Source organism: Kitasatospora sp. NPDC091276, from assembly GCF_040684355.1.
Lineage (GTDB): Bacteria > Actinomycetota > Actinomycetes > Streptomycetales > Streptomycetaceae > Kitasatospora.
This window is the reverse complement of record NZ_JBFBFU010000057.1, coordinates 1-26,323: the sequence shown is the minus strand read 5'-3', so window position 1 is coordinate 26,323 and position 26,323 is coordinate 1. Positions and strand designations below refer to the sequence as shown.

The window sequence follows — 26,323 nt, the reverse complement described above, 5'->3', positions numbered from 1 at the left end:
GTCCAACTCCACCTCCTCGACCTCCTCGACACCGACATCACACAAACCCGCTGGCCACAGACCTGAAACAACGACCCGCGAAGTCCGGGTCTAGTGCCGCGCCTGGGCCGCGAACCCGCCAAGGCCCCTGGCGGGAACGGCCGGTGCCGGGCGGAGCCGGGCGGGTGGGCCTCACGGCATCGGCCATGCGCGGGTGGGCGCGTGGCCGGCCTCGGGGCCGTGCAACTGGGTGGCGAGCAGGCGGCCCGCCGCCGAGGCCAGGCCCTGGCGGTCCGCCACCGGATGCGGGCCGTCCAGCAGGGACATGGTGAGGCGGTAGGTCGACAGGGCCTTGTCCGTCCGGGCCCTGGTCCGTTCCTCGGACGGGGCGCGGGACAGGACCAGGACCGCCGGCTCGCGGTTCTCGGCGATCGCGGCGCCGAGGCGGGCGTGGCCGTCCAGGACCGCATGGCAGTTGAGCCCGCTGAACCACCAGAGCAGGACGGGCGCCAGGACGCCCTCCCGGGCCTGCTTGCGGCAGGCCTTCACCCGGGGGTCATCGGGCGGTGGCATCCGGCGCAGCGGCATGACCCGCCGGGAGCCGTCGAACCAGTCGACGTAGCCGTCGGGATGGGCGTCGAGCAGCAGGGAGCGCCACTGGCCGCCCGGTCCGCCTGCGGCCGGTGCCGTCCCCTCGCGGGCGAGCCGCGGGGAGAGCACCCACCGCCCCTCGTGGAGCGGGCCGTCGGCGCGGGCGTGCAGGGCGCCGGCGAAGCGGTGCGCCCAGCGGGCGTACCAGGACGGCGCTCCCGGCCCGGCGACCGCGCGCGCCCGGGCGGCCCGCAGCGGGGCGAGGGGGGAGCGGTAGTGGTCCGTGCGGGAGTACTCGACGCCGCAGCGGTCGTCGTCGATCCTGGCGGTGAGCACCACCCGCGGACCCTGTGACAGGACGATCAGGTTCCCGTTGGCCGTCCGCGGCCGCAGCCCCGGCTCGGTGGCAGGGGGGAGCTCCAGGCCCAGGCCGCCCCAGGATCCGCCGTCGGCCGCCGCTGTCAGATTCCTCCGGTGCACCGGAGAAATCCTAGGCCCCGGCGGGCCCCGCGCTCTCGGCCCCGGCGGGCCCCGGGCCTTCGGCGCGGTCCTGGGCCGCCATGACGTCGTCGCCGTGCTCGAACGCCCACGCGCCGAGGGCGCCCACCGGGGTGAGCAGGCTCGCCCCCAGGCCGGTGAGCGCGTACTCGACGCGGGGCGGCGACCCGGGGTGGGCGGTGCGTTCCACCAGGCCGCTGGCCTGCAGGCGGCGCAGGGTCTCGGTCAGCACCTTGGGGCTGATGCCCCCGATCCGCGCGCGCAACTGCCCGGGGCGCTGGGGGTGGTGGCGCAGCGCCCACAGGACGACCGGGTTCCAGGTGTTGGCGAGCAGGTCGAAGGCGAGGCGGGCGGGGCAGTCGGCGAGGAGGTCCTGATCGGTGGTCACGTACCGAATGGTGCCCGAGCCGGTGCCTAGTGTCGTCAGCGCAGTCGACGTCGTCGATGCCGTCGACATCGTCGATGTCGATGTCGTCGGCGTGTTCGGGAGAAGGGGAGCGGGGATCGTGAGGATCGGGATCATCGGCACCGGCGCCATGGCCGGTGCGCTGGGCGGGCAGTGGGTGCGCGCGGGCCACGACGTGCTGGTGGGCGGGCGCGACGGCGCCCGGGCCGCGGCCCTGGCCGGGCGGATCGGTGCCCGGGCCGGGGGCGTGCGGGAGGCGGCCGGGCACGGGGCGGACGCCGTCCTGCTCGCCGTGCCCCACGCGGCGGCGGCCGGTGTGGCCGCCGCCCTGGCCGGCGTCCTGCGCGGGCGCACGCTGGTGGACTGCACCAACCCGGTGGCCCCGGGTTTCGTCCTGGCCACCGGCGCCGGGCCCTCGGCGGCCGAGCGCATCGCGGCGGGCGCGCCCGGGGCGCACGTGGTCAAGGCGTTCAACCTGTGCCACGAGAGCGTGTGGCGCCTGAGCCCGCCGGTGTTCGACGGGCGTCCGCTGGCCGTCCCGCTGTGCGGGGACGAGCCGGGCGCGCTGGAGACGGTGCGGCGCCTGGTGCGGGACGTGGGCTGCGAGCCGGTGGGCGGCGGGGGGCTGGAGCGGGCCGGGCTGCTGGAGGCGACCGCCGCGTTCCTGATCGGCCTGTGGGTGGGCGAGGGCGTGGACGCCCAGGCGATCGCCCCGCCCCTGGCCCACGCCGGCCCGTAGGCCCGCAGGCCGCCGGGGCGGCGGGCATGCGGGCCGCCCCCGCCTCGTCCGGCCCGGGTTGACACGCTTCTTCACATCTAGAATATTGGATACGTCATCTGGTCGAGGGTCGGGCGAAGGGAGCACGCGGTGGATCCGCTGGCCGTCCACAAGGCGCTCGCCAACCCGGCGCGGGCGGACTTCCTGCGCTGGCTCAAGACGCCCGAGCGCTACTTCGACGAGGACTACTACCGCGAACGCGGCGTGGGCTTCCACATCGGCGTGTGCGTGACGGACATCCGGGAGAAGTCCGGGCTCGCCCAGTCCGTGGTCTCCGGCTACCTGCAGATCCTGCGCGACGCCGGACTGCTGGTGTCCGAACGCGTCGGCAAGTGGACCTTCTACCGCCGCGACGAGGCGACGATCGCCGCGTTCGCCGCCTACGCCCGCGACGAACTCTGACGCCCCGCCCCCTCAGGGGCGCACCCCACCGCCCCCGCCGGGGCGGCCCGGGCTGCGCCCTTCCTTTTCGCCCCATTCCATCTAACTATCTAGATTTGTAGCCCCATGTGCGGGGGGCGGGTGCCGTGCGCCCGCACACCCCGCGCGCCGGGCGGACGGAGGCAGCACATGCGAAAGACCGGCCCCGCCGTCCTGACACTCTCCCTGGGAGTGTTCGGGATCATCACCACCGAGATGGGCGTCGTCGGCGTCCTGCCCCGCATCTCCGAGGACCTCGGCGTCACACCCTCCGCCGCCGGCTGGCTGGTGGGCGTCTTCGCCCTCGTGGTCGCCGCCACCGGACCGTTCGGCACCCTGCTGGCCTCCGGCCTGCGCCGCAAGGCCGTCCTGGCGGGCGCACTGGCCGTCTTCGCGCTCTCCAACGCCGTGTACGCGCTCACCGACGACTTCGCCGTGATGTTCGCCTTCCGGATCCTGCCCGCGCTCTTCCACCCCGTCTTCTTCGCCGTCGCCCTCACCACCGCCGCCAACCTGGTCCCCGAACACCGCGCCACCCGGGCGGCCACCACCGTCTTCGCCGGCGTCACCGTCGGCTTCGCCTTCGGCGTGCCGCTCACCTCCTACCTCGCCGAACACGCGGGCCTGGCCGCCGCGTTCTGGTTCGGCGCCGGCGTCAACCTGCTGGCCTGCCTGGGCGTCCTGCTCCTCCTGCCCACCGCCCCCGCCGCGCCCACCACGCCTACCGCGTCCGCCGGCCGGCGCCCCTCCTACCGGGGCCAGCTGGCCATCCTGCGCCGGGGCCGGCTGTGGCTGTCGGTCCTGGCCGTCGTGTGCGTGTTCGCCGCGATGTTCTCCGTCTACGGCTACTTCGCCGAATACCTGGAACGCGTCACCGGCCTGAGCGCCTCCCTGGTGGGCGCCGCGCTGATGGCCTTCGGGATCGTCATGGTCCTCGGCAACCTCCTCTTCGGCCGCCTCCTGGAACGCGACCTCCCGCGCACCGTCACCGCCTTCCCCGCCCTCTACGTCCTCCTCTACGCCCTGCTCTACGCGATCGGCCCCTGGCCCGCGCCGATGACCGCCGGCGTCCTGCTCTGGGGCGCGGTGCACTCCGGCGGACTCGTCGTCAGCCAGAGCTGGCTGGCCCGCGACGCCCAGGACGCACCCGAGTTCGGCAACAGCCTGTTCATCTCCTTCTCCAACCTGGGTATCACCGCCGGCAGCGCGGTGGGCGGCCTCGTCGTCTCCACCGCCGGCGCCCGCTACCTGCCCTGGGCCGGAGCCGGCTTCGCCCTCGCCGCCCTGGCCGCCGTCCTGCTGCGCCGCCGCCTGGGCCCCGCCACCCAGGCCACCCCCACGCCGCAGACCCCGGCGCAGGACGAGCCGACCACCGACGCCGCCGCCGCGCCCGATTCGGCCCGGGCCGCCACCGCCTGACGGCTGCCGTGTCAGTCCAGGCAGGCCAAGGCGCCCGCCACGAGCGAGCGCACGGCCGCGCCCCGCACCGCCCCCCGCGAGAGGCGGTCGAAGGCCCGGGCGTACAGACCGACCTGGCCGGGCCGGGTGAGGGTGGAGGCGGCATCCAGCGTGTCCGCGTGGACCCCGCTCCCCGTGTCCTCGCGGATCTCGCGCACCCGGCCGGCCAGGGCTTCGCGGGCCTGTTGAACGCTCGCAGAGGGGTGCGCGGGCATGGAGCCGGCCTTCGTCAGACGTCGTACAGGTGGTGCGGGACCGCTCGCTCCCAGACCGCTTCGAACGCGGTGGCACACAGCGCCACGGTCTGCGGGCCCGGCCCGGGGGCCCGTACGGCTCGTGCGGCGGCTCGTGCGGCGGTGCGAAGGCGTCCATCCGCCGAAGGATACGAACACCGCCCGCCCGCCGCCATGCCGGGTTCCCACCCGCCCCCGCAGCCCCCGCGGCCCCGGGCCTGGCGCTGGTCTGACGCGGGGTCAACTCACCGGCAACGCGCGCCGACCGCCCCCTATTCCGAGACCGGTCGAAGTTTGACAGTTTCCCGCGCACCGGGTTACGTAAGTGGCCGCACCGCACGCCGCACCGCACGCCGCACCGCCACCGGCCCGCCGCAGCAGGGGAGTTACGCCATGTCCAGGACCGTCGTCTTCGACCGCACCGGAGGGCCGGAGGTCCTGACCGTGCGAGCCGCCGCCGTACCCGTGCCCGGCCCCGGCGAACTGCTCATCCGCGTCACCGCGATCGGCCTCAACCGCGCCGAGGCCCTCTTCCGCGCCGGCACCTACCTCGACGAGCCCAGGCTGCCCGCCACCCCCGGCTACGAGGCCGCCGGCACCGTGGAAGCCCTCGGCGAGGGCGTCACCGGCTTCGCCGCCGGCGACCGGGTCGACACCGTCCCGGCCTTCTCCCAGAACGACTACGGCGTCTACCGCACCCACGCCCTCGTGCCCGCCCGCGCCGTCGTCCACCACCCGGCCGGCCTCACCGACGTCCAGGGCACGGCCGTGTGGATGCCCTACCTGACCGCCTACGGCGCCCTCGCCGAGGACGGCCACCTGCGCCCCGGCGACCACGTCCTGCTCACCGCCGCCGCCTCCGGCACCGGCCTGGCGGCCATCCGCACCGCCCGCCGCCTGGGCGCCGTCCCCATCGCCACCACCCGCACCCGCGCCAAGAAGCAGCAACTCCTGGACGCCGGCGCCGCCGACGTCGTCATCACCGGCGAGGAGGACCTGGTGGCCCGCGTGGACGCCATCACCGCCGGCACCGGCGTGCGCACCGTCTTCGACCCCGTCGCCGGCCCCGGCGTCCTCACCCTCGCCCGCACCATCGCCCCCGGCGGACGCCTGATCGTCTACGGCCGCCTCGACCCCCGCGACACCCCCCTGCCCGGTCAGGACACCTTCGCCCCCGTCACCAGCCGCTTCTACTCCATGCACGAGGTGACCCGCGACGACGAACGGCTGCGCCGCGCACAGGCCTTCGTCACCGCCGGGCTCGCGGACGGCTCCTTCACCCCCGCCGTCGACCGGGTCTTCGAGGGCCTCGACCGGATCGCCGAGGCCCACCGCTACCTGGAGGCCGGCACCCAGGTCGGCAAGATCGTCCTCACCGTCCAGAACTGACCCCGCCGGGGCCGAGCCTTCCGGAACCGGCCCGCCCCGCGGCCGCCGGCCGCGAGCGGGCCGGCCGTCAGGGCGCCGCGCGGGCCTCGGCGTCGGCGGCGGCGACCACCGCCGACAGCAGGCCCGGGAAACGGCCCTCCAGCTCCTCGGCGCGCAGCGAGTTCATCTTGGTGGTGCCGACGTAGTACTGGTGCAGCAGTCCGGCCTGGCGCAGCACGTTGAAGTGGTGCGTCGAGGTGGAGCGGGAGACCGGAAGGTCAAAGGAGCCGCAGCTCAGCGCGGCGCCCGCGTGGGCCAGCCGGCGCACCACCGATCTGCGGGCAGGGTCCGCGAGTGCCTCCAACACCTGCTGGACGCTGAGGTCCTCCACACCAGGGTGCACGATCACCCGCGCCGCCACGCGTGCCCGTCCCACACCCACCACCCCTTCCCAACGCTCGACCCCCGTCCCGGTTCGGTAAAAGCCGCGCGGCGTGCGCGACTTCGCGCCTCGACGCTACTACGAGCGCGCCGTGCGCCACGCCCACCGCAACACCTCCGCAACACGCGCGCGCCCGCCCCGGCGTGCCCGCGACCCCCGCGCCCCCGCCCGCCCCCGCCCGCCCCCGTGCGCGCACGCGGGCGGGCGGCCCCCCGAAGCCGGGGGCCGCCCGCCACGACGACAGGCCGTCAAGCCGCGCGCGCACCGACAGGCCGTCGAACCGCGCGCACCGCCGATCCCGCCAGGCCGCGCGCCCACCGACAGGCCGTCAGGCCGCGCGCACCGACAGTCCCGTCAAGCCGCGCGCCCACCGACAGGCCGTCAGGCCGCGCGCACCGGCGGCCCGGCCGGGCGCGCCAGCCGGGCCAGGGCCAGCGGCTCGAAGATCCCCATCAGCACCGGGTCCACCGGCCGCACCACCGCCGCAGCGGGCGCGACGGGAGCGGGGGAGCGCAGCAGCGCCAGGTAGAGCTCCTGGGTCTCGGCGGCCGGGTCGATGCCCAGCTCCTCCGCCAGCACCTGGCGCAGCTGCTGGTAACAGCGCAGCGCCTCGGCCCGGTTGCCGGCCGCGGCCAGCGCCTCCATCCGGCAGCGGTAGGCGCTCTCGCGGAACGGGGCGCGGCGCACCGCCTCGTCGGCCCAGCGCAGCGCGTGGTGCTCCTCGCCCAGCGCCGAGGCCGACAGGCTCGCCGTCTCCAGCGCGGACATCCGCAGCTCCTCCACGTGCTCGCGCACCCCGCCCGCCCACTCGCCCTCGTGGTCGGGCAGGAACGCGCCGCGCAGATTGGCGATCGCACCCGCGGCCAGCTGCTGCGCCACCGCGTAGGAGCGGGCCGCGTACGCCTCCCCGGCCTCCCCGACCGCGCTGGCGGCGGCCTCCAGGTCCACCGCCGCGTCCGCGGGCAGCCGCAGGACGTAGCGCCCGCCCTGGGCGATCAGCGGAGTGGCGCCCGGGCCCTGGCCGGGGGCGGCGACGAAGGCCCGCACCCGCGAGACCACGCTGCGCAGCGCGGAGGCCCAGGTGTCGGGCAGGCCGTCGGGCCAGATGGTGTCGGCCAGCTGGTCGCGGCTGGTGCCGGCGGAGCGCTCCAGGACCAGGCGGGCGAACGCCACCTGGGCCTGGGCGCTGGACAGGTGCTGCGGGGCGCCGTGGTCGTGCTCGATCGTCACAAGTCCTGTCAGGCGGATCAGCATGAGAATTCCCCCGATCTGCCGGACGGACTGTCTTCCCGGAAGCCGTTCAACGTGCTCCAACCCCCTTGAGCCAAAGCGGAGCCGACGGCCCGTGACGCCGGGCCGACGGCGTGGGAAACCTGGACCGGAAATTCCGCCGACCAGCCGTTCGGTTTCGGCGGATTTCGACCATACATTCGGCGCATCACACGGTGTCAACACTGGTCGACAAAACATACCCACCAGCCGGTCCATGCGTCGTGGACGCAGGGTTTCTGCACGTCAGAGCGTTACCGCAGGCCGGGAACACGGCTATTGCGGACGCCTTGCGCATCCTGCCGTAGAAATGTAGTCATCCTTGAGCACCCCGCGTGAAGGCTTCGAGAAACACCACCCCACCCCCTGCGCCGGGCACCACCCGTAAAAGCCCCGGGACTATCCCGGGAGGAAACCCCAGCACCACCACCCGCCCCCGCGCCGGGAAATACCGAAAACAATCCGGAACAAGCCGACGACGAACCGCCGACCAGCCGACGGACAACCGGCGGCAAACCGACGGCAAACCGCACGGCAAAACCGCCGCGCGCCCGCCGCGCCCCGCCGAGAAGGAGACCCGCACGTGAACGCCACCGGAGCATGGGACCGCCTGGAGCCGAAGCTCGCCGCCACCCTGGACCGCGTGGCCGCGCTGGAGTCCGACCCCTCACGCCGCAACAGCTTCGTCGCCTACACCATGGAACGCGACAGCGCCTACTGCGACCTGGACGGCGAGCGCCTGCTCATGATGTCCGGCTACAGCTACCTGGGCCTGGCCGGCGACGAACGCGTGGTGGCCGCCGCCAAGGCCGCCGTCGACGTCTACGGCACCGGCAACCACGGCGTGCGCGCCCTGGCCGGCACCATCCCGCTGCACGAGGAACTGGAAGCCGAGGTCGCCCGCTTCGCCCGCCGCGAACGCGCCCAGGTCTTCGGCTCCGGCTACGCCGCCAACGTCGGCACCGTCGGCGCCCTGGTCGGCCAGGGCGACACCGTCCTGATCGACAAGTACGACCACGCCAGCATCGTCGACGGCTGCCGCCTCTCCGGCGCCACCGTCACCCGCTTCCGCCACAACGACGTCGACCACCTGGAACGCCGCCTCAAGGCCGCCTCCCCGACCGGCGTGCGCCTGGTCATCGTCGACAGCGTCTACTCCATGGACGGCGACATCGCCCCGCTGCCCGAACTGCGCGCGGTCTGCGACGCCCACGACGCCCTCCTGATGGTCGACGAGGCCCACGCCCTGGGCGTCATCGGAGAAACCGGCGGCGGCATCGAGGAGCACTTCGGCTACCGCCACCGCGTCGACATCAAACTCGGCACCCTCTCCAAGGCCATCCCCTCCATGGGCGGCTGGGTCGCCGGCAGCCACGAACTGATCGGCCACCTGCGCTACGCCGCCCGCCCGTTCCTGTTCTCCGCCGCCCTCGGCCCCGCCCAGACCGGCGCCGCCCTGGAGTCCCTGCGGATCCTGCGCCGCGAACCCGAACGCGTCACCCACATCCAGGTCCAGGCCCAGCGCCTGCGCCGGCGCCTCAACGACGCCGGCATCTCCACCATGGACTCCGCCACCGCCGTCCTGCCCGTCATCGCCGGCTCCGACGACGCCGCCTACGACTACGCCACCGCCTGCCGCAAGGCCGGCGTCATCGGCCTGCCCGTCGTCACCCCCGCCGTGCCCAACGACCTGGCCCGGCTGCGGATCGCCGTCACCGCCCGCCACACCGCCGCCGACATCGACTTCGCCGCCGACGCCTTCCTGACCGCCGCCGCCCAGACCGGCCTCATCTGACCAGGACGGCGCCACCAAGGAAGGCCCGGCCCCCAACGCCCGGAAAGGACAAGACCATGGCAGCCCGCCCCACCCGGCCCCCCATCGCCGTCACCGGCCTGGGCGTCGTCAGCCCCGCCGGCCACACCCCGGCCGCGTTCTGGCACACCGTCAGCACCGGCACCCCCACCGCCACCGCCCTCACCGACCCCGCCCTGGCCCGCCACCGGGTCCGCCTGGGCTGCCGCGTCACCGACCTGCCCGACAACGGCCCCGTCCCCGCCAAGGACGCCCGCCGCCTCGACCCCTTCGCCCACTACGGCACCCTCGCCGCCCTCGCCGCCCACCAGGACGCCGGCGCCCCCGAACCCGACCCCGGCCGCAGCGCCATCGTCGTCGGCAACGCCGTCGGCGGCCGCACCACCAGCGACCGCGAATCCGCCCTCTTCACCACCGCCGGACCCCTGCGCGTCAGCCCCCTGATGCCCCTGGTCACCATGCCCAACGCCGCCGCCGCCCAGATCGCCATGCGCCTGGCCTGGACCGGCCCCGCCCTGACCATCGCCACCACCTGCGCCTCCAGCGCCGACGCCATCGGCCACGCCGCCCTCCTCCTGGAAACCGGCCGCGCCGACATCGTCATCGCCGGCGGCTGCGAAGCCACCCTCACCCCCGTCACCCTCGCCGCGTTCGGCAACCTCGGCGCCCACTCCCAGCGCAACGACGACCCCACCCGCGCCAGCCGCCCCTTCGACACCGACCGCGACGGCTTCGTCATGGGCGAAGGCGCCGGCTTCCTCGTCCTCGAACGCCTCGCCGACGCCCGCGCCCGCCACCGCACCCCCTACGCCCTCCTCGCCGGCTACGGCTCCAGCGCCGACGCCTACCACCTCTCCAACCCCCGCCCCGACGGCGCCGGCGCCGTCGCCGCCATGCGCGCCGCCCTCACCGACGCCGGCCTCACCCCCGCCGACATCGCCCACGTCAACGCCCACGGCACCTCCACCGTGCACAACGACCGCGCCGAAGCCGCCGCGCTGCGCACCGTCTTCGGCCCGCACGGCGTGCCCGTCACCTCCACCAAGGGCTCCATCGGCCACCTCATCGGCGCCGCCGGCGCCGTCGAGCTGATCGCCGCCGTGCAGGCCATGAACAGCCGCCTCGCCCCTCCCACCGCCAACCACGAGCACACCGAACAGGGCCTGGACCTCGACGTCGTCCACGGCACCGCCCGCCCCATCCGCCCCGGCGCGGCCCTGTCCAACTCGTTCGGCTTCGGCGGCCACAACTCGACCCTGGTGGTGACCCCGCTATGACCACGACCACACCCGCGACCACACCCGCGACGGCGACCACACCCGCGACCGCGACCGGGCCCGCGACGACGCCCGCCCACCGCACCGCCCGCACCCGCACCACCGTGACCGCCGACGCCCTGGCCGCCTACCGCACCGCCGCCCGCACCGGCCTGCCCCCCGCCCCGGACACCGCCGCCGCCCCCGCCCACCCCTTCGTCCTCGCCCACACCCTCGCCCAGCACACCGTCACCACCCTGACCACGGGCGATACCGGCTTCACCGGCGTGGTCCACCTCGCCCAGGAGATCCACACCCACCACCCCCTCACCGCCGGCACCCACGTCGACATCGACGTCACCGTCACCGCCGCCCGCCGCGAAGCCCGCGGCACCCGCCTGGCCCTCACCACCCACCTCACCGACGGCACCCGCACCCTGGCCCAACTGGCCACCTCCGCCCTGCTGGTCGGCGCCACCACCATCGAACCCTTCGGCACCCTCACCCCCGCCGCCCACCCCGGCACCACCCCCGACACCGAACCCCTCACCCTCACCCACACCCTCACCCCCGCCGACGTCACCGCCTACGCCCACGCCGCCGGCGACCTCAACCCCCTGCACCTCGACGACGACGCCGCCCGCGCCGCCGGATTCCCCGCCGCCATCGCCCACGGCATGCACCTGGTCGCCCTCGCCACCGAGGAGATCACCGACCGCCACGCCGACGGCGACCCCACCCGCCTCACCGCCCTGGGCGCCCGCTTCGCCGCCCCCACCACCCCCGGCACCCCGCTGCGCCTGACCCTGCAGCCCTACGACCGGGGCACGGTGGTGCGCTTCACCGTCGCCACCCAGGACGGCACCGCCGTCAAGGCCGGCTGGGCCGCCCTCACCCCGGCGGGGGAGTGAGACCCCGATGACCACACCCGCCGAACCCACCACGCCCGCCGAACCCACCGCACCCGCCGCGCAGGCCCCGCCACCGCTGTCGCTGCCCGACGCGTTCACCGCCCACGCCCGCACCCGGCCCGACGCCGTCGCCCTCCTGTGGCACGAACGCGCCGTCACCTACCGCGAACTCGCCGAAACCGCCGAACGCGAACGGCTGCGCCTGCACACGCTGGACCTCGCCCCCGGCGAACCGGTGGGCCTGCCCGCCGCCAAGTCCCCCGAGCAGATCGCCCTCGTCCTGGCCTGCCTGATCGAGCGCCGCCCCTTCCTGCTGCCCTCCCCGCAGCTGGCCCCCGCCCTGCTCGCGGCCCTGTTCGCCCAGGCCGGCGCCCGCCACCTGCTCGCCCCCCTCGGCCAGGACACCCCCGCCCTGCCCGCCCTGGCCCGCCCCGCCCCCGTGCCCACCCTCGCCGCCGGCACCTCCTTCCTGCTCACCACCTCCGGCTCCACCGACCTGCCCAAGATCGTCCCCCTCGCGCAGGCCGCCGTCGACCGCTTCACCGCCTGGGCCCACGACACCTTCGACCTCGGGCCCGGCCGCGTCGTCGCCAACTACGCCCCCCTCAACTTCGACCTGTGCCTGCTGGACGTGTGGGCCACCCTCGCCGCCGGCGGCACCGTCCTGCTCATCGACCCCGCCCACGCGCTCAACGCCCGCCACCTGCTCGCCCAGCTCACCCGCCACCGCCCGCACGTCCTCCAGGCCGTCCCCCTCGCCTACGCCCTCCTCGCCCAGGCCGCCGCCCAGACGGCAGGCCCGGCGGTGCTGGACAGCGTCGAGCACGCCGCGTTCACCGGCGACGCCATCGACGCCCGCACCCTGGCCGCACTGCCCGCCCTGCTGCCCGGCGCCGCGCTCTACAACATCTACGGCTGCACCGAGACCAACGACAGCTTCCTGCACCGCCTGGACCGCCTGGACGCCACCGCCGCCCTGCCGGTGCCCATCGGCACCCCCCTGCCCGGGGTGCGCACCCTGCTCGCCGCCCCCGACGGCACCCCCGTCACCGGCCCCGGCCGCGGCGAACTGTACGTCTCCACACCCTTCCAGGCCGCCGGCTACCTGGACCGCTCCCGCGACGCCGGCCGCTTCACCACCCAGCCCGAGGGCGCCGGCCCCGGACGGCGCTGGTTCCGCACCGGGGACCTGGCCGTCCGCGACGAACACGGCCGCCTGCACCTGACCGGACGCGCCGACTTCCAGGTCAAGGTCCGCGGCGTCGCCGTCAACACCGCCGAGGTCGAACGCGTCCTGCTCGCCCACCCCGAGGTCCGCGAGGCCGCCGTCGCCGCCGCCCCGGACCCGCTGACCGGCAAACGCCTGCACGCCGCCGTCCAGCGCGCCGCCGGCTCCGCCCTCAACAGCCTCACCCTGCGCGAGCACCTGGCCCGCAACCTGCCGCGCGCCGCCGTGCCCGAACGCCTGGCCATCCACGACACCCCGCTGCCCAAGACCGCCACCGGCAAAGTCGACCGCAAGGCCGTCCTGCCCACCGCCTGACCACACCACCACACCCACCAAACCCCAATACACCCAAGGGAGTTGCGAGCCATGAGCAACATCGCCCAGATCAAGCGGTTCCTCATCGAGGAGTTCCTGCCCGACGTCACCCCCGAGCAACTCGCCGACGACCACGACCTGCTCTCCGACGGCGTCATCGACAGCCTGGGCGTCCTCAAGCTCATCGCCTGGGTCGAGGACCACTTCGCCCTGCCCGTCGACGACACCGACCTCGACCCCAACAACTTCCGCTCCGTCACCGCCATCGACGCCTTCATCACCCAGCGCCGCGCCGTCCCGGCCAGCGCCGTGGCAGGCGGCTGACCCGTGCACCCGGCCCTCACCGCCCTGCTCGCCGGGCACGACGTCGACCTGGACACCTGGCGCTCGTGGTGGGACCAGCTGGAGCAGCGCCCCCCGGGCCCGGCCCGCGACAGCGACCGGGCCCAGGCCGCGGCCCTGCTGGCCGCCCTCACCACCCGCCTGCCCGCCCCCGACACCCTCGCCGCCTTCACCACCTCCCTGACCGAACGCAGCCCCCACCCCGGCCCCGCCCACCCCGCCAGCGTCAACATCGTCGGCACCGGCGGCGGCCCGGCCACCTTCAACCTCTCCACCGCCGCCGCCCTGACCGCCGCCGCCATGGGCGTACCCGTCGTCAAGACCGGCTCCCGCGCCTACACCAGCAGCGCCGGCTCCATCGACCTGCTGGAACGCCTGGGCATCACCCTCACCTCCTCCCACACCGCCACCGCCGACCACCTCGCCCGCCACGGCATCGCCTTCGCCGGCCCCCACGTCTACCCGCCCGCCCTCACCCGCCTGGCCCGCCTCCTGTTCCCGCTCACCCTCAAACCCTTCGGACGCCTCCTCAACACCCTCGGCCCGCTGCTCGCCACCGTGCCCGTCACCGCCCAGCTCACCGGCGCCAGCGCCGCCACCGACCTGCCCGCCCTGCGCCACCTCGCCCCCCGCACCCCCGGACGCGCCGTGTGGCTGGCCACCAACACCGCCGGCGCCGACGAACTCCTGCCCTTCGCCGACAACACCCTGCACACCCCCGACACCACCATCCACCTGCCCGCCGGCTCCATCGCCCCCGCCGACGGCACCCTGGCCGACCTCGCCCCCCACCCCGAGGACCTCACCGGCCACTTCCTGCAAGCCCTCGCCGGCCGCGCCGGCCCCACCGCCACCCACACCATCGCCCTCAACGCCGCCGCCCTCGCCCTCGCCTCGGGCCGCCACACCCACTGGCACACCGCCCACACCGCCGCCCTGGACGCCCTGGCCGACGGCGCCCCCCGCGCCCTGGCCACCCGCCTGCGCACCGACCACAAGGCCCCCGCCCATGCCTGACACCACGTTCTTCGCCGCCCGCGCCGACGGCCGCCCGCACCTGGCCCTGTTCCTCAACGCCGGAGACCCGCCCGCCCGCCTGACCGACCTGGCCCTCGTCCTGGACGAGGAAGGCGTCGACGTCCTCGAACTCGCCGTCCCCTTCCCCAACTCGCCCACCGACGGCCCCGTCATCCGCCGCTCCGCCGACCGGGCCCTGGCCGCCGGCACCACCCTGGACACCGTCCTGGACGAACTCGCCACCCTGCGGCCCCAGTTGAAGAACCTGAAGATCGCGCTGCTCGCCGACTGGAGCCACAGCCTGCGCGCCGCCGACCCCGCCACCTGCGCCCGCGCCATCGCCCGGGCCGGCGCCGACGCCCTGCTCGTCCACGCCCTGCCGCCCCGCCTGCGCCCCGCCTGGCGCCAGGCCCTGCGCGAGGCGTCCCTGCCGCAGGTCGCCACCTGCTACCCGACCTCCACCCCCGAGGTCCTCACCGCCGCCGCCCGCGACGCCCACGGCGCCTACGTCTACCTCGTCGCCCACTACGGCCGCTCCGGCACCAGCCCCGCGCAAGGCCACCACACCCTGGCCGCCACCGTCGCCGCCCTGCGCGCCGCCGCCCCCGCCACCCCGGTCGCCATCGGCTTCGGCGTCAAAAGCGCCGCCGACCTGGACGCGGTCGCCGCCGCCGGAGCCGACGCCGCGATCGTCGGCTCCGCCGCCGTCGCCCGCATCGAGACCGCCCTCACCGAGGGCCGCGACGCCGCACAGGCGCTGCGCGCCCTCCTCCACGACCTCCGCCCGCCCGGGCCACCCCAGCCCGCCACGGCCGGACGCACCACCAGCACCACCACCACGAGCACCACCACCACGAGCACCACCACCACGCGCACCACCCCCGGCACCACCACCCCCGCCCGCTGACACGAAAGGCAGAACCAGCATGCTGATCCGCGACCTTGACGACGTCCAGACCGTCGAGTGGGGCAACGGCCTGTCCCGCCGCTTCCTGGTGGCCGGCGACAACCTCGGCTACACCCTCACCGACACCATCGTCAACGCCGGCACCAAGTCCCGCCTGGAGTACCGCAACCACCTGGAGGCGTGCTACTGCATCGCCGGCTCCGGCGAGGTCATCGCCATGGACGGCACCTCCCACCCCATCACCCCCGGCCGCCTCTACGCCCTCGACCAGCACGACGCCCACTACCTGGTCGCCAGCCCCCACGAGGACCTGCGCCTGGTCTGCGTCTTCTCCCCGGCCCTGCGCGGCGACGAGGTCCACCAGCTCGACGCCTCCTCCTCCTCCGCCTACTAGGCGAAGACCCTCCCCTTCGAGTCACGCGCCGGCGCCCCGCGCGCCGGCCTGCCACCCCGGGCCCCGCACGCGGGCCCGGGAGGAAGGCGGCACGTCCATGATCCGCTGGAACGCCGACCAGCACGCCCTGCGCGAGGGCCTGGCCCGCTTCGGCGACGACCTGAGCGCCGGCCACATCGAAGGCGACGAACAGGCCGCCTTCTCCCACGACAAGTGGCGCCTCGTCCAGAAGACCGGAATCCTGTCCCTGCCCTTCGAGGAACGCTACGGCGGGCTGGGCCAGTCCCTGCTCACCACCATGTACGTCCTGGAGGGCCTGGGACAGACCTGCCGCGACGGCGGCCTCAACTTCTCCGTCACCACCTCCCTCGCCTCCACCGGCGTCCCCCTCCAGGCCTTCGGCTCACCCGCCCTCAAAGAGGCCTACCTGCCGCGCATCGCCTCCGGCGAGGCCATCGGCGCCCACGCCATCACCGAGTCCGAGGGCGGCTCGGACGCCATGCAGATGCGCACCCGCGCGATCCGCGACGGCGACCACTTCGTCCTCAACGGCGCCAAGACCTTCGTCAGCAACGGCCCCGTCGCCGACGTCATCGTCGTCTACGCCCGCACCCACCCCCAGGGCGGGGCGCTCGGCGTCACCGCGTTCCTCCTGGACCGCGACATGCCCGGCATCAGCACCGGAAACCCCATCAAGAAGATGGGCCTGCGCACCTCGCCGCTGTCCGAGGTCTACCTCGACGACGTCAAGGTGCCCGCCTCCCGGGTCCTGGGCCGCGTCGGCGGCGGCTTCCTCGTCCTGGACCACGTCATGAAACGCGAGATCCTCTACTCCTTCATCGTCAACACCGGCGAGATGCAGCACCGCCTGGCCCGCTGCCTCGACTACGCCAAGACCCGCATGTCCTTCGGCAAGCCCATCGGCTCCTACCAGTCGGTCGCCAACAAGATCGTCGACACCAAGATCCGCCTGGAGACCGCCCGCAAGTGGCTCTACGACACGGCCCAGCGCCTGGAGGCCGGCGAGAACGTCACCGTCGACATGGCGATCGCCAAACTCCTCACCAGCGAATCCAACCTCGCCACCTCGCTGGCCGCCGTCCAGGTCTTCGGCGGCAACGGCTACATGTCCGAGTACGGGCTGGAGAAGGACGTGCGCAACGCCGTCGCCGGCACCATCTACTCCGGCAGCAACGAGATCCAGTACAACCGCATCGCCGCCATGCTCGGACTCGGCAAATGACCGCCCCCGCCCCGCCCCGCCCGCTGCCGCCCGCGCGGCCCCGCCACCTCAAGGTGTGCGGGGCCCGCACCCGCGCCGACCTCACCCTCCTCGCCGAATCCGGCCCCACCCTGGTGGGCCTGTGGCACGGCGTGCCCGGCGGCCCCGCCGAACTCTCCGAACAGCACCTGGCCCACCTCGCCGCCACCGCCATCCGCCTGGGCCTGGAACCCGTCCTGGTCACCTTCCTCGACGACGCCGACCAACTCGCCCGCCTCGCCCGCGCCACCGGCATCCGCTGGATCCAGCTCCACGCCTACCAGAGCCCCGCCCTCGTCACCGAACTGCGCCACCGCCTGCCCTACGCCGTCCTCGTCAAAGTCCTCCACCTCTCCCGCGGCCGCTGCCTGGAACGCCCCTTCATCGGCGCCTTCGAACGCGCCGGCTGCGACCTGTTCCTGCTGGACACCGTCACCGACGACGGCCGCGTCGGCTCCACCGGCCACCCCCTGGCCCCCGCCGACGTCCACACCCTGCTGCCCCGCCTCACCATCCCCTTCCTCCTCGCCGGCGGCCTGAACGCCGCCAACCGCGACACCTACCGCACCGTCACCGACCACCCCCTGTACGCCGGCGCCGACATCGACACCGCCGCCCGCAACCGGGCCGGCGACTTCACCCACGAAGCCGTCACCGCCCTCGCCCACGCCTGGCACCCCCGCCCCAAGGAGGCCTACGTATGAGCGCCCCGCGGTTCCTCGACGCCCTGCTGGCCGCGAGCCGCCCCCTGATCATGGAGGTCAAACTCCGCGACCCGCACGGCACCGACCTGCTGGGCCCGCGCACCGTCACCGACCTCGTCACCCGCTACGAACAGGCCGGCGCGCCCTGCCTGTCCGTGGTCACCGGCCGCTGGTTCGGCGGCACCCCCCGCCTGCTGCGCGAGGTCACCGCCGCCACCGACCTGCCCGTCCTCCAGAAGGACTTCCTCACCCGCCCCGCCCAACTGGAGGCCGCCGCCGCCCTCGGCGCCTCCGCCGTCCTGCTCACCGCCGCCCTGCTGCCCGCCACCTCCCTGCACCGCCTGGTCACCACCGCCCTCGCCCTGGGCCTGACCCCGTTCGTCGAGATCACCGGCGAACACGAACTCGCCCACCTGCCCCGGCCCGAACACTGCGTCATCGCCGTCAACAACAAGGACATCCGCACCCGCGAACGCGACCGCGGCGACCTCGGACGCAGCCTGCGCCTGCTGCCCGCCCTGCACGCCACCGGCACCCGCGCCCCCGTCTCCGCCTCCGCCATCACCGAACCCGCCGACGCCGCGCGCCTCCTGGACGCCGGCTACGCCGGACTGCTCATCGGCACCACCCTGATGCGCCAGAGCGACCTCACCGGCTGGCTCGCCGACCTCGACACCGCCCGCGCCGGAGCCGCTGACAGGGCCGCCACCACCGCCCGCGCCGGAGCCGTCCGCGCCGGGGCCGTCCGCGCCGGGGCCGCCGTATGAACCCCCGCCCGAACCCGCGGCCCAACCCCCGGCTCGCCACCCGCTCCCTCGTCCTGGACGCCGGCGGCATCCCCGTCTCCGCGCTCGTCGCCGAACCCCAGGACCGCGCCCCCAAAGCCGTCCTCCTCGCCATCCACGGCCGCGGCATGCGCGCCGCCTACTTCGCCGGCCCCGCCCACCCCGACACCAGCCTGCTCACCCTGGCCGCCGACCTCGGCTACACCGTCCTGGCCCTGGACCGCCCCGGCCACGGCGCCTCCGCCCACCGCCTGCCCGACGGACAGCTCATCGCCGACCAGGCCGCCACCCTGCACGCCGCCCTCACCGACTACGCCCGCGCCCACCCCGTCGGCGCCGGCGTCCAACTCCTCGCCCACTCCTTCGGCGGCAAGATCGCCCTCCACCTCGCCGCCCACTGGCCCGCCGACCCCCGCCTGCCCCTGCTCGGCGCCGACATCTCCGGCCTCGCCCAGCACTACGCCCCCGGCGCGTGGGAGCGGCCCGACGACCTCGCCGGCGGCGGCCGCCTCAACTGGGGCCCCCTCAACCTCTACCCGCCCGGCACCTTCCACGCCGCCCGCACCCTGCTCACCCCCGTCCCCGCCCTCGAATCCCGCGAACTGGCCACCTGGCCCGCCCGCTACAGCGCCCTGGCCGCCCGCGTACGCGTGCCCGTGCGCCTCACCCTCGCCGACCACGAGGCCTGGTGGCGCCTGGAGCCCTCCCACCGCACCGCCCTCACCGCCGCCTTCCCCCCGGGCCTGGCCCACCTCGTCACCGCCCACCGCGCCGGCCACAACCTCTCCCTGGGCCACGCCGCCCGCCCCTACCACCTGCGCGCCCTCGCCTTCACCGACGAGTGCCTCACCCGCCCCCGGCCCCAGCCCGCCACTGCCGCCCCCGAGCCGCTCCTGGCCGCCGCCGGCTGACCGGGCGGGACGTCAACGACTTCCTCGGCCAGATGCCCCCCGGCAGCCTCCCCGCCGCCTCCCCGGGCCCGGAGACGGGTGCCGGCACGTCCGCGTCGGTGCAGGTCACCAGCAACGGCCCCGGGCGGAGTCGGGAGCGCGCCTCACACCGCATGCCGAGCACAGGCGCGGGTCACTGCCACACGAGCAGCGCTTCGAGCTCCGGAAGCCGGCCGAACAGGTCGGGGAGGCCGCGCACGCCGTTGCGCGCGGACTCGTGGGAGAGCGCGAGGTCAGGACCGGTGCTCGCCTCGACACCGGTGAGGCACCGCAGGATGTTCCACCTCGTGTGCCCCAGCCAGCCGCCGATCATGAACACGAACCAGCTCGGACCTGGCGGCGGCAGCGTGCCGCCCCCCGCGACATAGCCGTCGAGGACCGAGCGGAAGACGCCGGGCTCGATGTGGTCGAAGCCCGGTCCCTTCGCGAGGCTGAGCGCGGTCGAGCCGAGCTCGCCGGACAGGTCGAGCGTTCCCGAGAGCTCCCAGTCGAGCACCACCGGCCGGCCCTCCCGGGCGAGCAGGTTCCACGGTTGGATGTCCCTGTGGGTCAGCACGACGGGGCCCGGCCGTTCGCAGGTGTCGACGAAGTGGGCGATCGCGAGGAACGTCTCGACGTGAGAGGCGAGTTCGTCGGCCCACGGCTGTCCGGTCGCCGCCGCCCGCGCGGCGAGTTCGGGCCAGTCCCGTGACGTCGGTTCCTCGACCGACACGTGGGTCCACGCGACGTCGAGCGCGTGGACGCGCGCGAGGATCCCGCCGATCTCGAACGCGTACGCCGCCGACACCGGTGCTTCCGGTACCTTCTCTCCCTCGACCCATCGGTGAACGAGCGTGTGGTGGCCGGCCGAGATCGGCTCCGGCATCGGGATGCCGGCGGCGAAGGCCGCCCGCTCAAACCTGAACACGTCCTCGGCGCGATAGGCCCAGCGGCGGTCGGCGAGGTTCAACTCCTTGACCGCGAACGACCCTTGGTCGGTGTCGAGCCGGTACATCCGGTTGGCGAACCCGCCGTGGACGCGGATCATCGGCCCGATCGGCACGCCGAGATGCGAAAGGTTCACCCACGCATGCTAGGGCCTGTCTGGAGTTGAAATCTTTGTGAGCTGATTCGGCCCGCGAGTCTGTGCTTGGCTGGTAGAAACTGTCGCGTGACGCGACGCCAGCTAAGTTACAGTGAGCGGGAGTTGATCGAGCCGTTTCTGCCGGTCGGGCAGTTCGGTCCGTATCCGCAGCGGCTGCGTGAGCAGTTCGAGGGTGTGGTGCGGCGGTTCCGGACCGGCAGTCAGTGGCGGGAGATGCCGCGCGAGGAGTTCGGGGCCTGGCAGACGGTCTACGAGCGCTCTGCCCAGTGGCGGGCCTCGCGCGTGTTCGCCGCGCTGATCGAGGGGATACCTTCGCGTCCCATTAGGCCTACTCCTCCCGGGGAAACCGCGCCCACCTGCGCAAACTCGGAGTCAAGGCGGTGATCCCGGAGAAGGCCGACCAGGCAGCGAACCCGCAAGCAGACCCTAGGGAACCAGTACGATCCTGCCGAACACCTCGCCGGAGTCCATCTTTGCGTGGGCGAGCGCAGCTTGCTCCAGTGGCAGCAACTCATGTACCACCGTTGGCAGTTCGCCGCGCGTTGCGGCGAGAAACTGCGCGGTCCGCACGGCATGCCGATCAGGTCCGGCCACGGTGTCGGCGCTGAAGGTGGCGAACGACAGGGACTTCTGGAACGCGGCCATCATCGCCGTGCCGAAGTCGGCCGGTGGCTGGCCTGCGACAATTCCGACGACGACCATGCGACCGTTCGGCCTGAGCCTGCCGAAGAACGACGGCATATCCGCACCGGCGACGATGTCGATGATGACGTCGTAGCCGGAAGGGACGTCCTGGCCTCCCTCGCCGGAGCGGTCCAGCACGTGGGTTGCGCCGAGCGCGCGCAGGCGCTCCCCACGCTCGGCCGAGGACGTGGTGACCGCGACCGCCCCGGCGCCGCCGTGGGCCGCGAGGTGGACCACCAGGATGCCGATGCTGCCGGCCGCGCCGCGTACCAGCACCGACTCACCCGGGGCGAAGCGGGCGCGGGCGAGGGCGAAGTGGGCCACCACTCCGGAGCTTCCGAGGGTCACGGCATCGACGGCGGACAGGCCCGCCGGAAGGGGGAGGATCTCGGCGACCGGGGCGATCGCCAGCTCGGTGTAGCCGCCGCCCAGGCCGGTGAAGGCCCACACGCGTCGGCCGACCCATGAGGCCTCCACCCCGTCGCCGACCGCGATCACGGTTCCCGCCACCTCGCTGCCGAGGATGTGCCCCTCCTTGAATCCGTAGCCGGCGAGGACACCGCTGCGGATCACGGAGTCGACGCCGCCGACGCCGATCGCCTCGGTGGCGATCAGCACCTGGCCGGCGATCGGGCCCGGGACAGGGAGATCGATCACGGCAAGACCGTCGGGACTTCCGAATGCGCGGACCTCGACTGCCTTCATTGTCGCCTCCTGGTTGTGGATCGGTACGTCCCTGTCGGACGCTAACGAACGCCCCCGTCCGGCTGGGTAAAGTGAGAGCGGTGACCGAACGTTTGCCTCACACCCCGCGTTCCGACGCCCTGGACAACCGCCAACGCATCCTTGAGGCGGCCAGGGCGGTCTTCGCCGCCGAGGGTCTGAACGTGCCGATGCGGGAGGTCGCCCGGCGTGCCTCGGTCGGCCCCGCCACCGTGTACCGCCACTTCCCCACCAAGGAGACGCTGGCGGTCGAGGCCTTCCGGGAGCAGATGCACGCCTGCCACGCGATCGTCGACGAGGGGCTCGCCGATCCGGACCCCTGGCACGGCTTCTGCCTCGTCTTCGAGAAGATCTGCGCACTCCACGCACGGGACCGGGGCTTCACCGCGGCCTTCATGTCGGCCTTCCCCCGCGCGATGGATTTCGCCGCGGAGCGCGCGTACGCGCTCACCTCCATCACCGCGCTCGCCCGTCGAGCCAAGGACGCCGGCCGCCTGCGCCCCGACTTCGCCCTGGAAGACCTGATCCTCATGCTCATGGCCAATAACGGCATCGAGGCGACCTCACTGGCCACCCGGGCCGAGGCGTCCCGGCGCTTCGCCTCGCTCGCCCTCCAGGCCTTCCAGGCAGCCCCGGAGGAGCGCGCGGCGCGCGAGGCCACGGCCCGTGGTGGGACTCAGCCGCAGTAGCCGGGCAGGCCGGTGGAGGCGGTCACCCTGGCGGTGCCCAGGTTGCCGTCGCTGGTGGTCGGTTCGCTCCCCGCCGCTTCCATCTCTCGCCGCGCCAGGTGGCCCAACACACCTGCTGCACCTCGGAGTTCGCCTTGCGGTCCAGGATCTGCCGGCGGGCCTGCGGCTCGTCGGTGACGGTGCGGGCGTCCAGGGGCGCGCCGTGCAGGGCGTTCAGGGTGCCGGCCACGTCGCCGGCTGCCTGGCCCCGGGGGGGGCCACCGCCACCGGGATGCGGTGCGGGGCCGGCGCGTGGAAGGCGCCCATGTAGGACAGCACGAAGCCCAGTTGGAGGGCGAACACGCCCAGGACCAGGACCACGGCGCGCACGCTGACTGCGTCGCGCAGCTCGGCGGCGAACCCCTTCGGCCGGGGTTCCGGCTCGTCGGGCGGGCTGCTGTACGGAGTGGAGGCCATGCAGGTGTCGTCCTTGCGGTACTCGGTGGCTGATACGGCGACGTGGCTGATACGGCGACAGGTGCGCTCCGACGCCTGGGCGGCGGAGCGCACCTGTCGAGTGGGGAGGGAGCGGGGCTAGGGCCTGTGTGATGTTGTGATCAGTCAGTGGTTGGCAGGAGATCGTCGATCCAGATCATCGAGGCGCGTAGGTGGAGGCCGGCGAGGTAGCTCTCGGGGGTTTTGTCGAACCGGGTGGCGATGCCTCGCCAGGCCTTCAGCTTGTTGATCAGTCGCTCGATGGTGTTGCGCTCCTTGTAGAGCTCGGCGTCGTGGCCGACGGGCCGACCGCCCTTGCTGCCCTTCTTCTTCCGGTTGGCGGACTGGTCCTTCTTCTCCGGGATGACCGCCTTGATACGCCGATTCCGCAGGTAGGCGCGGTTGCCGCGGGACGAGTAGGCCTTGTCACCGGCGACGGCGTCGGGCCGGGTGCGGGGACGCCCGACCGGTACCCGGACCCGGACCTTCTTCAGCACGGGGATGAACTGCGGGCTGTCGGCGGCTTGTCCCTCGGTCAGGATGAACGCCAACGGGCGGCACTTGCGGTCGCCGGCGCAATGGACCTTGCTGGTCTGTCCGCCTCTGGAGCGTCCGAGCAGGGCGGCTTGCAATCGGAGCTTGCGTCGGCGCCGGATTCGTCGCCGCTCTTCCCGCTTGGGGTCGTCTGCGGCGTCCTGCCCGTCTTGTCCTTCCGGGCCGCCCCCTTTTGCCGGGCCTTCTCCGCCTCGTCGGCGGCCTTCTCCAAGGCGGCCACGGCGTCGGGGTCCAGGTGCATCCCGGCGGCGTCGTGGTGGGCCCGCACCGTGGTGGAGTCCACGCTGACCAGCGACAAGTCCACCTCACCCCGCTTCGCGGCCTCCGCGATCAGCCCCTCCAGCAGGGCTTCGAAGACACCGGCCTCCCTCCAGACCCGGAAGCGACCGTAGACGGTCGGCCAGGGACCGAACTCGGAGGGCATCTCCCGCCACTGGGCGCCGGAGCGGAACCGCCAGATCACGCCCTCGAACTGATCCCGCAGCCTCTCGGGGTACGGGCCGTACTCGCCGATCGGCAAATACGGCTCGATGAACGTCCACTGCTCGTCGGTGAGTTGCCTACGCGTCACACACCAGGTCTTACCGGATCCCGCTCCCGGGCAACCACGAAACCGCAATATTGATCACAACATCACACAGGCCCGCTAGTGCAGCGCCGCGTTGATCCTTCGGGGGTTCATGAGGCTTTGAGCGGGGAGCCGTCGTAGGTCCAGCGGTCGGGCTTGGCGGCGTGTTCGTCGTAGTCCAGGACGAAGTCGTCGATGCGTTCGGTCGGTTCCTCGCGGGAGGTGAACTGGCCGTGGCGCAGCAGGCGTCTGGTCAGTGCCATCGTCCCACCCCGAGATGGCCCCGCCGCCCCGGGTCGGGGCGGCGGGGCCCGGGAGTTGCTGCTACCGGGCGTCGAATTCGCCGGTGCGGACGGCGGTGACGAAGGCCTGCCAGGCGGGGGAGGGGAAGAGGAGGGCCGGGCCGAAAGGGTCTTTGGAGTCGCGGACCGGCATCACGCCGGTAAATCCGTCAGCGACCTCCACGCAGGTTCCTCCATTGCCGCCGCTGTACGAACTCTTTCGCCAGCGAGCGTCAGTCAGATTGACGTCCATTCCAGATCCCTCCGTACCACGCGGATCATCGAAAGTGAGTCGGCCTGGTTCAGGGCCTCGACCACAAGGCGATCGTAGCTCCTGGCCAGCGCCGAAACTGACTGGATATCCCGTTCGATGTAACCGCGTTGCTCGATCTCGCCGTAGCTGAGAATTTTGCGGTTCGGCATGGTAAGGAGTTGCACCACGCGAGTGAACGGCCGGTTCTCGCCCAGAGAGTACGGCGCCACCTGAATGACCACGTTGGGCCGATCAGCCAACTGTTCAAGGTGGAGCAGTTGCTCGATCATGACGTCCCGGCCGCCGACGAGTCGCCTCAGGCAGCTCTCGTCCAGCACCGCGTGCAGGACCGGAGGTGGAGTCCGTTCCAGGATGTGCTGTCGGGCAAGTCGGAAGTTGATACGTTCATCGGCCTGTTCTGGGAGTGCGGCGCCCTGCCTCACATATCCCGACTCAATCGCGGTTGCGTACGCGGGAGTCTGTAGGAGTCCAGGGATGACGTTGATCTCGAAGAGCTTGATCTGCTCCGCGCGGGCCTCGTAGTTGGCGTACTCCGGGAAGCCCTCCAACAACGTCGTGTGCTTGAGCTGCCAGTACATCAGTACGAGCGTGCCGCCGGTCTTGAGCTCCTGGTCGGCCAGCTCCGCCAGCTGCAGGCTCGGCGGCCGGTGCGCAAGTTCGACGTAGGACAGGTGCGATGCGGTGCACCCGACCTTCTTCGCCAGCTGGACCTGGGTGAGCCCAACTGCTTCGCGTGACCTGCGGAGTTGAACTCCGAAGGCGGCCCACGGGGACGAGGTCGGGTCGATGCTCTTCTTGTTCATGGAACTTCCCCAACTCACGGCTGCTCTGACAGCAAGTCGTATATCGCTTCCGATGCTAGGTGGTGCGGGGCCACCATGTGCACAGAACGTGAAACACTGATTGCGGAAGGTTATTCCCATGGCTGATGCCCAAGTCCCCCGCCTCCACGGCTACGGCGTGCGCTGGGACACCGAGACCCGCCTCTACCGGGTCCGGCACGAGCTCACCGGGGATTGGCTGCGCCAACCGGACGGTGAGCTCAGCGGGTTCGGCTCCTTCTCCGAGGCCTGGGGTGCCTGGCGCGTCTTCGAGGTCCACAAGCGGCCGGGGGAGTGAGCGTGTCCTCGATGCTCTCCCGCGCGACCGCCGACCAGCGGCGCCAGGCGGCCGACGTCCTGGACGACCTGACCGCCGTTCTCGCCCTGGGCGGCGTCACGTTGCCGTCCGTCGAAGTCGACTGGGAGCACGGCCGCAGGACGGGCTGCTACCTGATCAGCCTCGGCTGCGCCCGCCCGTCCGCACTCCTGCGGGTCGTCGACCTGCTCCGCAAGGGCCTGCGCTACGAGCGCCTGACGCATGACGACTGAACTCCTCGCCCGCCTGCTGTGGTGGGCGGGCTTCTCCCTCCTGCTCCTCGCCGCCCTCAGAAGGTGAACCGCCCGATGCGTGACCCCCGCTTGCTCGCCAAGCCGCCGGTGTGCCGGCTCGGCTGCCTCGTCCTCGTCCGCAACCCGCGCGGCGACGTGCTCCTCGTCGACCCGGACTACATGGACGGCCTGATCCTGCCCGGCGGCGCCGCCCAGCCCAACGAGCCCCCGCACCTCGCCGCCGCCCGCAACCTGCACGCGGAGACAGGGCTCAACCTGCGTCTCGCCGACGTCCT

The 26,323-nt window shown here is 73.4% G+C and carries 32 protein-coding genes and 2 pseudogenes; 21 read left to right on the top strand and 13 right to left on the bottom strand.

Going from position 1 to position 26,323, the window contains the following annotated elements; translation table 11 throughout:
* Nucleotides 1–171: 171 nt before the first annotated feature.
* Nucleotides 172–1,050 carry a hypothetical protein gene (locus tag AB0O19_RS37280; protein WP_363626100.1) on the bottom strand — a complete coding sequence of 293 codons (879 nt, stop codon included), beginning with the start codon at nt 1,048–1,050 and terminating at the stop codon, nt 172–174.
* Between the two features lie 10 nt (nt 1,051–1,060).
* Nucleotides 1,061–1,456: a helix-turn-helix domain-containing protein gene (locus AB0O19_RS37275; RefSeq protein WP_363626098.1), complete on the bottom strand. Its 396-nt coding sequence runs from the start codon at nt 1,454–1,456 to the stop codon at nt 1,061–1,063.
* 118 nt (nt 1,457–1,574) lie between these two features.
* On the opposite strand from AB0O19_RS37275, the gene AB0O19_RS37270 reads away from it, so the two are divergent.
* The 3 genes from AB0O19_RS37270 (at nt 1,575) to AB0O19_RS37260 (ending at nt 4,091) form a co-directional block, all read left to right on the top strand.
* Complete coding sequence (locus AB0O19_RS37270) at nt 1,575–2,213, top strand: NAD(P)-binding domain-containing protein (protein ID WP_363626102.1); 639 nt, start codon at nt 1,575–1,577, stop codon at nt 2,211–2,213.
* Nucleotides 2,214–2,342: 129 nt separating this feature from the next.
* Entirely contained in the window at nt 2,343–2,654 is a 312-nt protein-coding gene (locus tag AB0O19_RS37265) for a helix-turn-helix transcriptional regulator (protein WP_363588103.1), read from the top strand.
* A gap of 168 nt (nt 2,655–2,822) precedes the next feature.
* Nucleotides 2,823–4,091, top strand: a complete 1,269-nt coding sequence (locus AB0O19_RS37260) for an MFS transporter (protein ID WP_363626096.1) — start codon at nt 2,823–2,825, stop codon at nt 4,089–4,091.
* An 11-nt stretch (nt 4,092–4,102) separates the two neighbouring features.
* Here AB0O19_RS37260 and AB0O19_RS37255 read toward each other — a convergent pair whose 3' ends face one another.
* Nucleotides 4,103–4,345: a hypothetical protein gene (locus AB0O19_RS37255; protein ID WP_363626104.1), complete on the bottom strand. Its 243-nt coding sequence runs from the start codon at nt 4,343–4,345 to the stop codon at nt 4,103–4,105.
* A gap of 411 nt (nt 4,346–4,756) precedes the next feature.
* On the opposite strand from AB0O19_RS37255, the gene AB0O19_RS37250 reads away from it, so the two are divergent.
* Nucleotides 4,757–5,752, top strand: a complete 996-nt coding sequence (locus tag AB0O19_RS37250) for a zinc-dependent alcohol dehydrogenase family protein (RefSeq protein WP_363588117.1) — start codon at nt 4,757–4,759, stop codon at nt 5,750–5,752.
* A gap of 67 nt (nt 5,753–5,819) precedes the next feature.
* Here the strand turns inward: AB0O19_RS37250 and AB0O19_RS37245 are convergent, their stop codons facing one another.
* Nucleotides 5,820–6,167 (bottom strand): helix-turn-helix transcriptional regulator, encoded by a 348-nt coding sequence (locus tag AB0O19_RS37245; RefSeq protein WP_363588119.1) that lies wholly within the window; start codon nt 6,165–6,167, stop codon nt 5,820–5,822.
* Between the two features lie 387 nt (nt 6,168–6,554).
* Nucleotides 6,555–7,427, bottom strand: a complete 873-nt coding sequence (locus tag AB0O19_RS37240) for a bacterial transcriptional activator domain-containing protein (protein WP_363626094.1) — start codon at nt 7,425–7,427, stop codon at nt 6,555–6,557.
* A 598-nt stretch (nt 7,428–8,025) separates the two neighbouring features.
* Here AB0O19_RS37240 and AB0O19_RS37235 point away from each other — a divergent pair.
* From AB0O19_RS37235 to AB0O19_RS37180, 12 genes are all read left to right on the top strand, one after another.
* The gene (locus AB0O19_RS37235) at nt 8,026–9,237 is read left to right on the top strand and encodes an aminotransferase class I/II-fold pyridoxal phosphate-dependent enzyme (protein WP_363588123.1); all 1,212 of its coding nucleotides are present in this window, start codon (nt 8,026–8,028) and stop codon (nt 9,235–9,237) included.
* A gap of 56 nt (nt 9,238–9,293) precedes the next feature.
* Nucleotides 9,294–10,532 (top strand): beta-ketoacyl-[acyl-carrier-protein] synthase family protein, encoded by a 1,239-nt coding sequence (locus AB0O19_RS37230; RefSeq protein ID WP_363588125.1) that lies wholly within the window; start codon nt 9,294–9,296, stop codon nt 10,530–10,532.
* Complete coding sequence (locus AB0O19_RS37225) at nt 10,529–11,422, top strand: MaoC family dehydratase (RefSeq protein ID WP_363626093.1); 894 nt, start codon at nt 10,529–10,531, stop codon at nt 11,420–11,422. Before AB0O19_RS37230 ends, AB0O19_RS37225 begins: the two co-directional genes overlap by 4 nt.
* A gap of 7 nt (nt 11,423–11,429) precedes the next feature.
* Nucleotides 11,430–12,965: an AMP-binding protein gene (locus AB0O19_RS37220; protein ID WP_363626091.1), complete on the top strand. Its 1,536-nt coding sequence runs from the start codon at nt 11,430–11,432 to the stop codon at nt 12,963–12,965.
* 51 nt (nt 12,966–13,016) lie between these two features.
* Complete coding sequence (locus tag AB0O19_RS37215; RefSeq protein ID WP_063352985.1) at nt 13,017–13,289, top strand: phosphopantetheine-binding protein; 273 nt, start codon at nt 13,017–13,019, stop codon at nt 13,287–13,289.
* A 3-nt stretch (nt 13,290–13,292) separates the two neighbouring features.
* Complete coding sequence (locus AB0O19_RS37210; RefSeq protein ID WP_363626089.1) at nt 13,293–14,324, top strand: hypothetical protein; 1,032 nt, start codon at nt 13,293–13,295, stop codon at nt 14,322–14,324.
* Nucleotides 14,317–15,231 (top strand): tryptophan synthase subunit alpha, encoded by a 915-nt coding sequence (gene trpA / locus AB0O19_RS37205; RefSeq protein WP_363626087.1) that lies wholly within the window; start codon nt 14,317–14,319, stop codon nt 15,229–15,231. The genes AB0O19_RS37210 and trpA overlap by 8 nt, the downstream gene beginning before the upstream one ends.
* A gap of 19 nt (nt 15,232–15,250) precedes the next feature.
* Complete coding sequence (locus AB0O19_RS37200) at nt 15,251–15,625, top strand: ectoine synthase (protein ID WP_063352982.1); 375 nt, start codon at nt 15,251–15,253, stop codon at nt 15,623–15,625.
* Between the two features lie 97 nt (nt 15,626–15,722).
* Nucleotides 15,723–16,868: an acyl-CoA dehydrogenase family protein gene (locus AB0O19_RS37195; RefSeq protein ID WP_063352981.1), complete on the top strand. Its 1,146-nt coding sequence runs from the start codon at nt 15,723–15,725 to the stop codon at nt 16,866–16,868.
* Nucleotides 16,865–17,590 carry an N-(5'-phosphoribosyl)anthranilate isomerase gene (locus AB0O19_RS37190; protein WP_363588139.1) on the top strand — a complete coding sequence of 242 codons (726 nt, stop codon included), beginning with the start codon at nt 16,865–16,867 and terminating at the stop codon, nt 17,588–17,590. The genes AB0O19_RS37195 and AB0O19_RS37190 overlap by 4 nt, the downstream gene beginning before the upstream one ends.
* Nucleotides 17,587–18,357, top strand: coding sequence for an indole-3-glycerol-phosphate synthase (locus tag AB0O19_RS37185; protein ID WP_363626085.1), 771 nt, complete (start codon nt 17,587–17,589; stop codon nt 18,355–18,357). The genes AB0O19_RS37190 and AB0O19_RS37185 overlap by 4 nt, the downstream gene beginning before the upstream one ends.
* Nucleotides 18,354–19,286 (top strand): alpha/beta fold hydrolase, encoded by a 933-nt coding sequence (locus tag AB0O19_RS37180; protein ID WP_363626083.1) that lies wholly within the window; start codon nt 18,354–18,356, stop codon nt 19,284–19,286. Before AB0O19_RS37185 ends, AB0O19_RS37180 begins: the two co-directional genes overlap by 4 nt.
* Before the next feature lie 172 nt (nt 19,287–19,458).
* On the opposite strand, the gene AB0O19_RS37175 is transcribed toward AB0O19_RS37180, so the two are convergent.
* Nucleotides 19,459–20,388, bottom strand: coding sequence for a phosphotransferase (locus tag AB0O19_RS37175; protein WP_363626081.1), 930 nt, complete (start codon nt 20,386–20,388; stop codon nt 19,459–19,461).
* 87 nt (nt 20,389–20,475) lie between these two features.
* Between AB0O19_RS37175 and AB0O19_RS37170 the strand changes: the two are divergent.
* Nucleotides 20,476–20,718: pseudogene (locus tag AB0O19_RS37170) on the top strand (transposase); the annotation flags it as partial.
* Between the two features lie 117 nt (nt 20,719–20,835).
* Here AB0O19_RS37170 and AB0O19_RS37165 read toward each other — a convergent pair.
* Nucleotides 20,836–21,798 (bottom strand): zinc-binding dehydrogenase, encoded by a 963-nt coding sequence (locus AB0O19_RS37165; RefSeq protein ID WP_363626079.1) that lies wholly within the window; start codon nt 21,796–21,798, stop codon nt 20,836–20,838.
* A gap of 80 nt (nt 21,799–21,878) precedes the next feature.
* On the opposite strand from AB0O19_RS37165, the gene AB0O19_RS37160 reads away from it, so the two are divergent.
* Complete coding sequence (locus AB0O19_RS37160; RefSeq protein WP_363626077.1) at nt 21,879–22,505, top strand: helix-turn-helix domain-containing protein; 627 nt, start codon at nt 21,879–21,881, stop codon at nt 22,503–22,505.
* Here AB0O19_RS37160 and AB0O19_RS37155 read toward each other — a convergent pair.
* The 6 genes and pseudogenes from AB0O19_RS37155 to AB0O19_RS37130 form a co-directional block, all read right to left on the bottom strand.
* A complete protein-coding gene (locus tag AB0O19_RS37155; protein WP_363626075.1) occupies nt 22,493–22,615 on the bottom strand; it encodes a hypothetical protein in 123 nt (40 codons plus the stop codon). The two genes, AB0O19_RS37160 and AB0O19_RS37155, sit on opposite strands and share 13 nt — an antisense overlap.
* Nucleotides 22,616–22,718: 103 nt before the next feature.
* Nucleotides 22,719–22,961, bottom strand: a complete 243-nt coding sequence (locus tag AB0O19_RS37150) for a hypothetical protein (RefSeq protein WP_363626073.1) — start codon at nt 22,959–22,961, stop codon at nt 22,719–22,721.
* Between the two features lie 140 nt (nt 22,962–23,101).
* A pseudogene (locus tag AB0O19_RS37145) lies at nt 23,102–24,105 on the bottom strand (IS5 family transposase).
* A gap of 107 nt (nt 24,106–24,212) precedes the next feature.
* On the bottom strand, nt 24,213–24,365 hold the full coding sequence (locus tag AB0O19_RS37140) for a hypothetical protein (RefSeq protein WP_363626071.1): 153 nt from the start codon (nt 24,363–24,365) through the stop codon (nt 24,213–24,215).
* 61 nt (nt 24,366–24,426) lie between these two features.
* Nucleotides 24,427–24,636: a DUF397 domain-containing protein gene (locus tag AB0O19_RS37135; protein WP_363588149.1), complete on the bottom strand. Its 210-nt coding sequence runs from the start codon at nt 24,634–24,636 to the stop codon at nt 24,427–24,429.
* Nucleotides 24,621–25,460 (bottom strand): helix-turn-helix transcriptional regulator, encoded by an 840-nt coding sequence (locus tag AB0O19_RS37130; protein WP_363588151.1) that lies wholly within the window; start codon nt 25,458–25,460, stop codon nt 24,621–24,623. Before AB0O19_RS37130 ends, AB0O19_RS37135 begins: the two co-directional genes overlap by 16 nt.
* Nucleotides 25,461–25,578: 118 nt before the next feature.
* Between AB0O19_RS37130 and AB0O19_RS37125 the strand changes: the two genes are divergently transcribed.
* From AB0O19_RS37125 to AB0O19_RS37115, 3 genes are all read left to right on the top strand, one after another.
* Nucleotides 25,579–25,776 (top strand): hypothetical protein, encoded by a 198-nt coding sequence (locus AB0O19_RS37125; protein WP_363588153.1) that lies wholly within the window; start codon nt 25,579–25,581, stop codon nt 25,774–25,776.
* 2 nt (nt 25,777–25,778) lie between these two features.
* Nucleotides 25,779–26,027: a hypothetical protein gene (locus AB0O19_RS37120; protein ID WP_363626069.1), complete on the top strand. Its 249-nt coding sequence runs from the start codon at nt 25,779–25,781 to the stop codon at nt 26,025–26,027.
* A gap of 75 nt (nt 26,028–26,102) precedes the next feature.
* Nucleotides 26,103–26,323: NUDIX domain-containing protein (locus tag AB0O19_RS37115; protein ID WP_363626067.1), on the top strand; the 221-nt coding region annotated here is incomplete at its 3' end.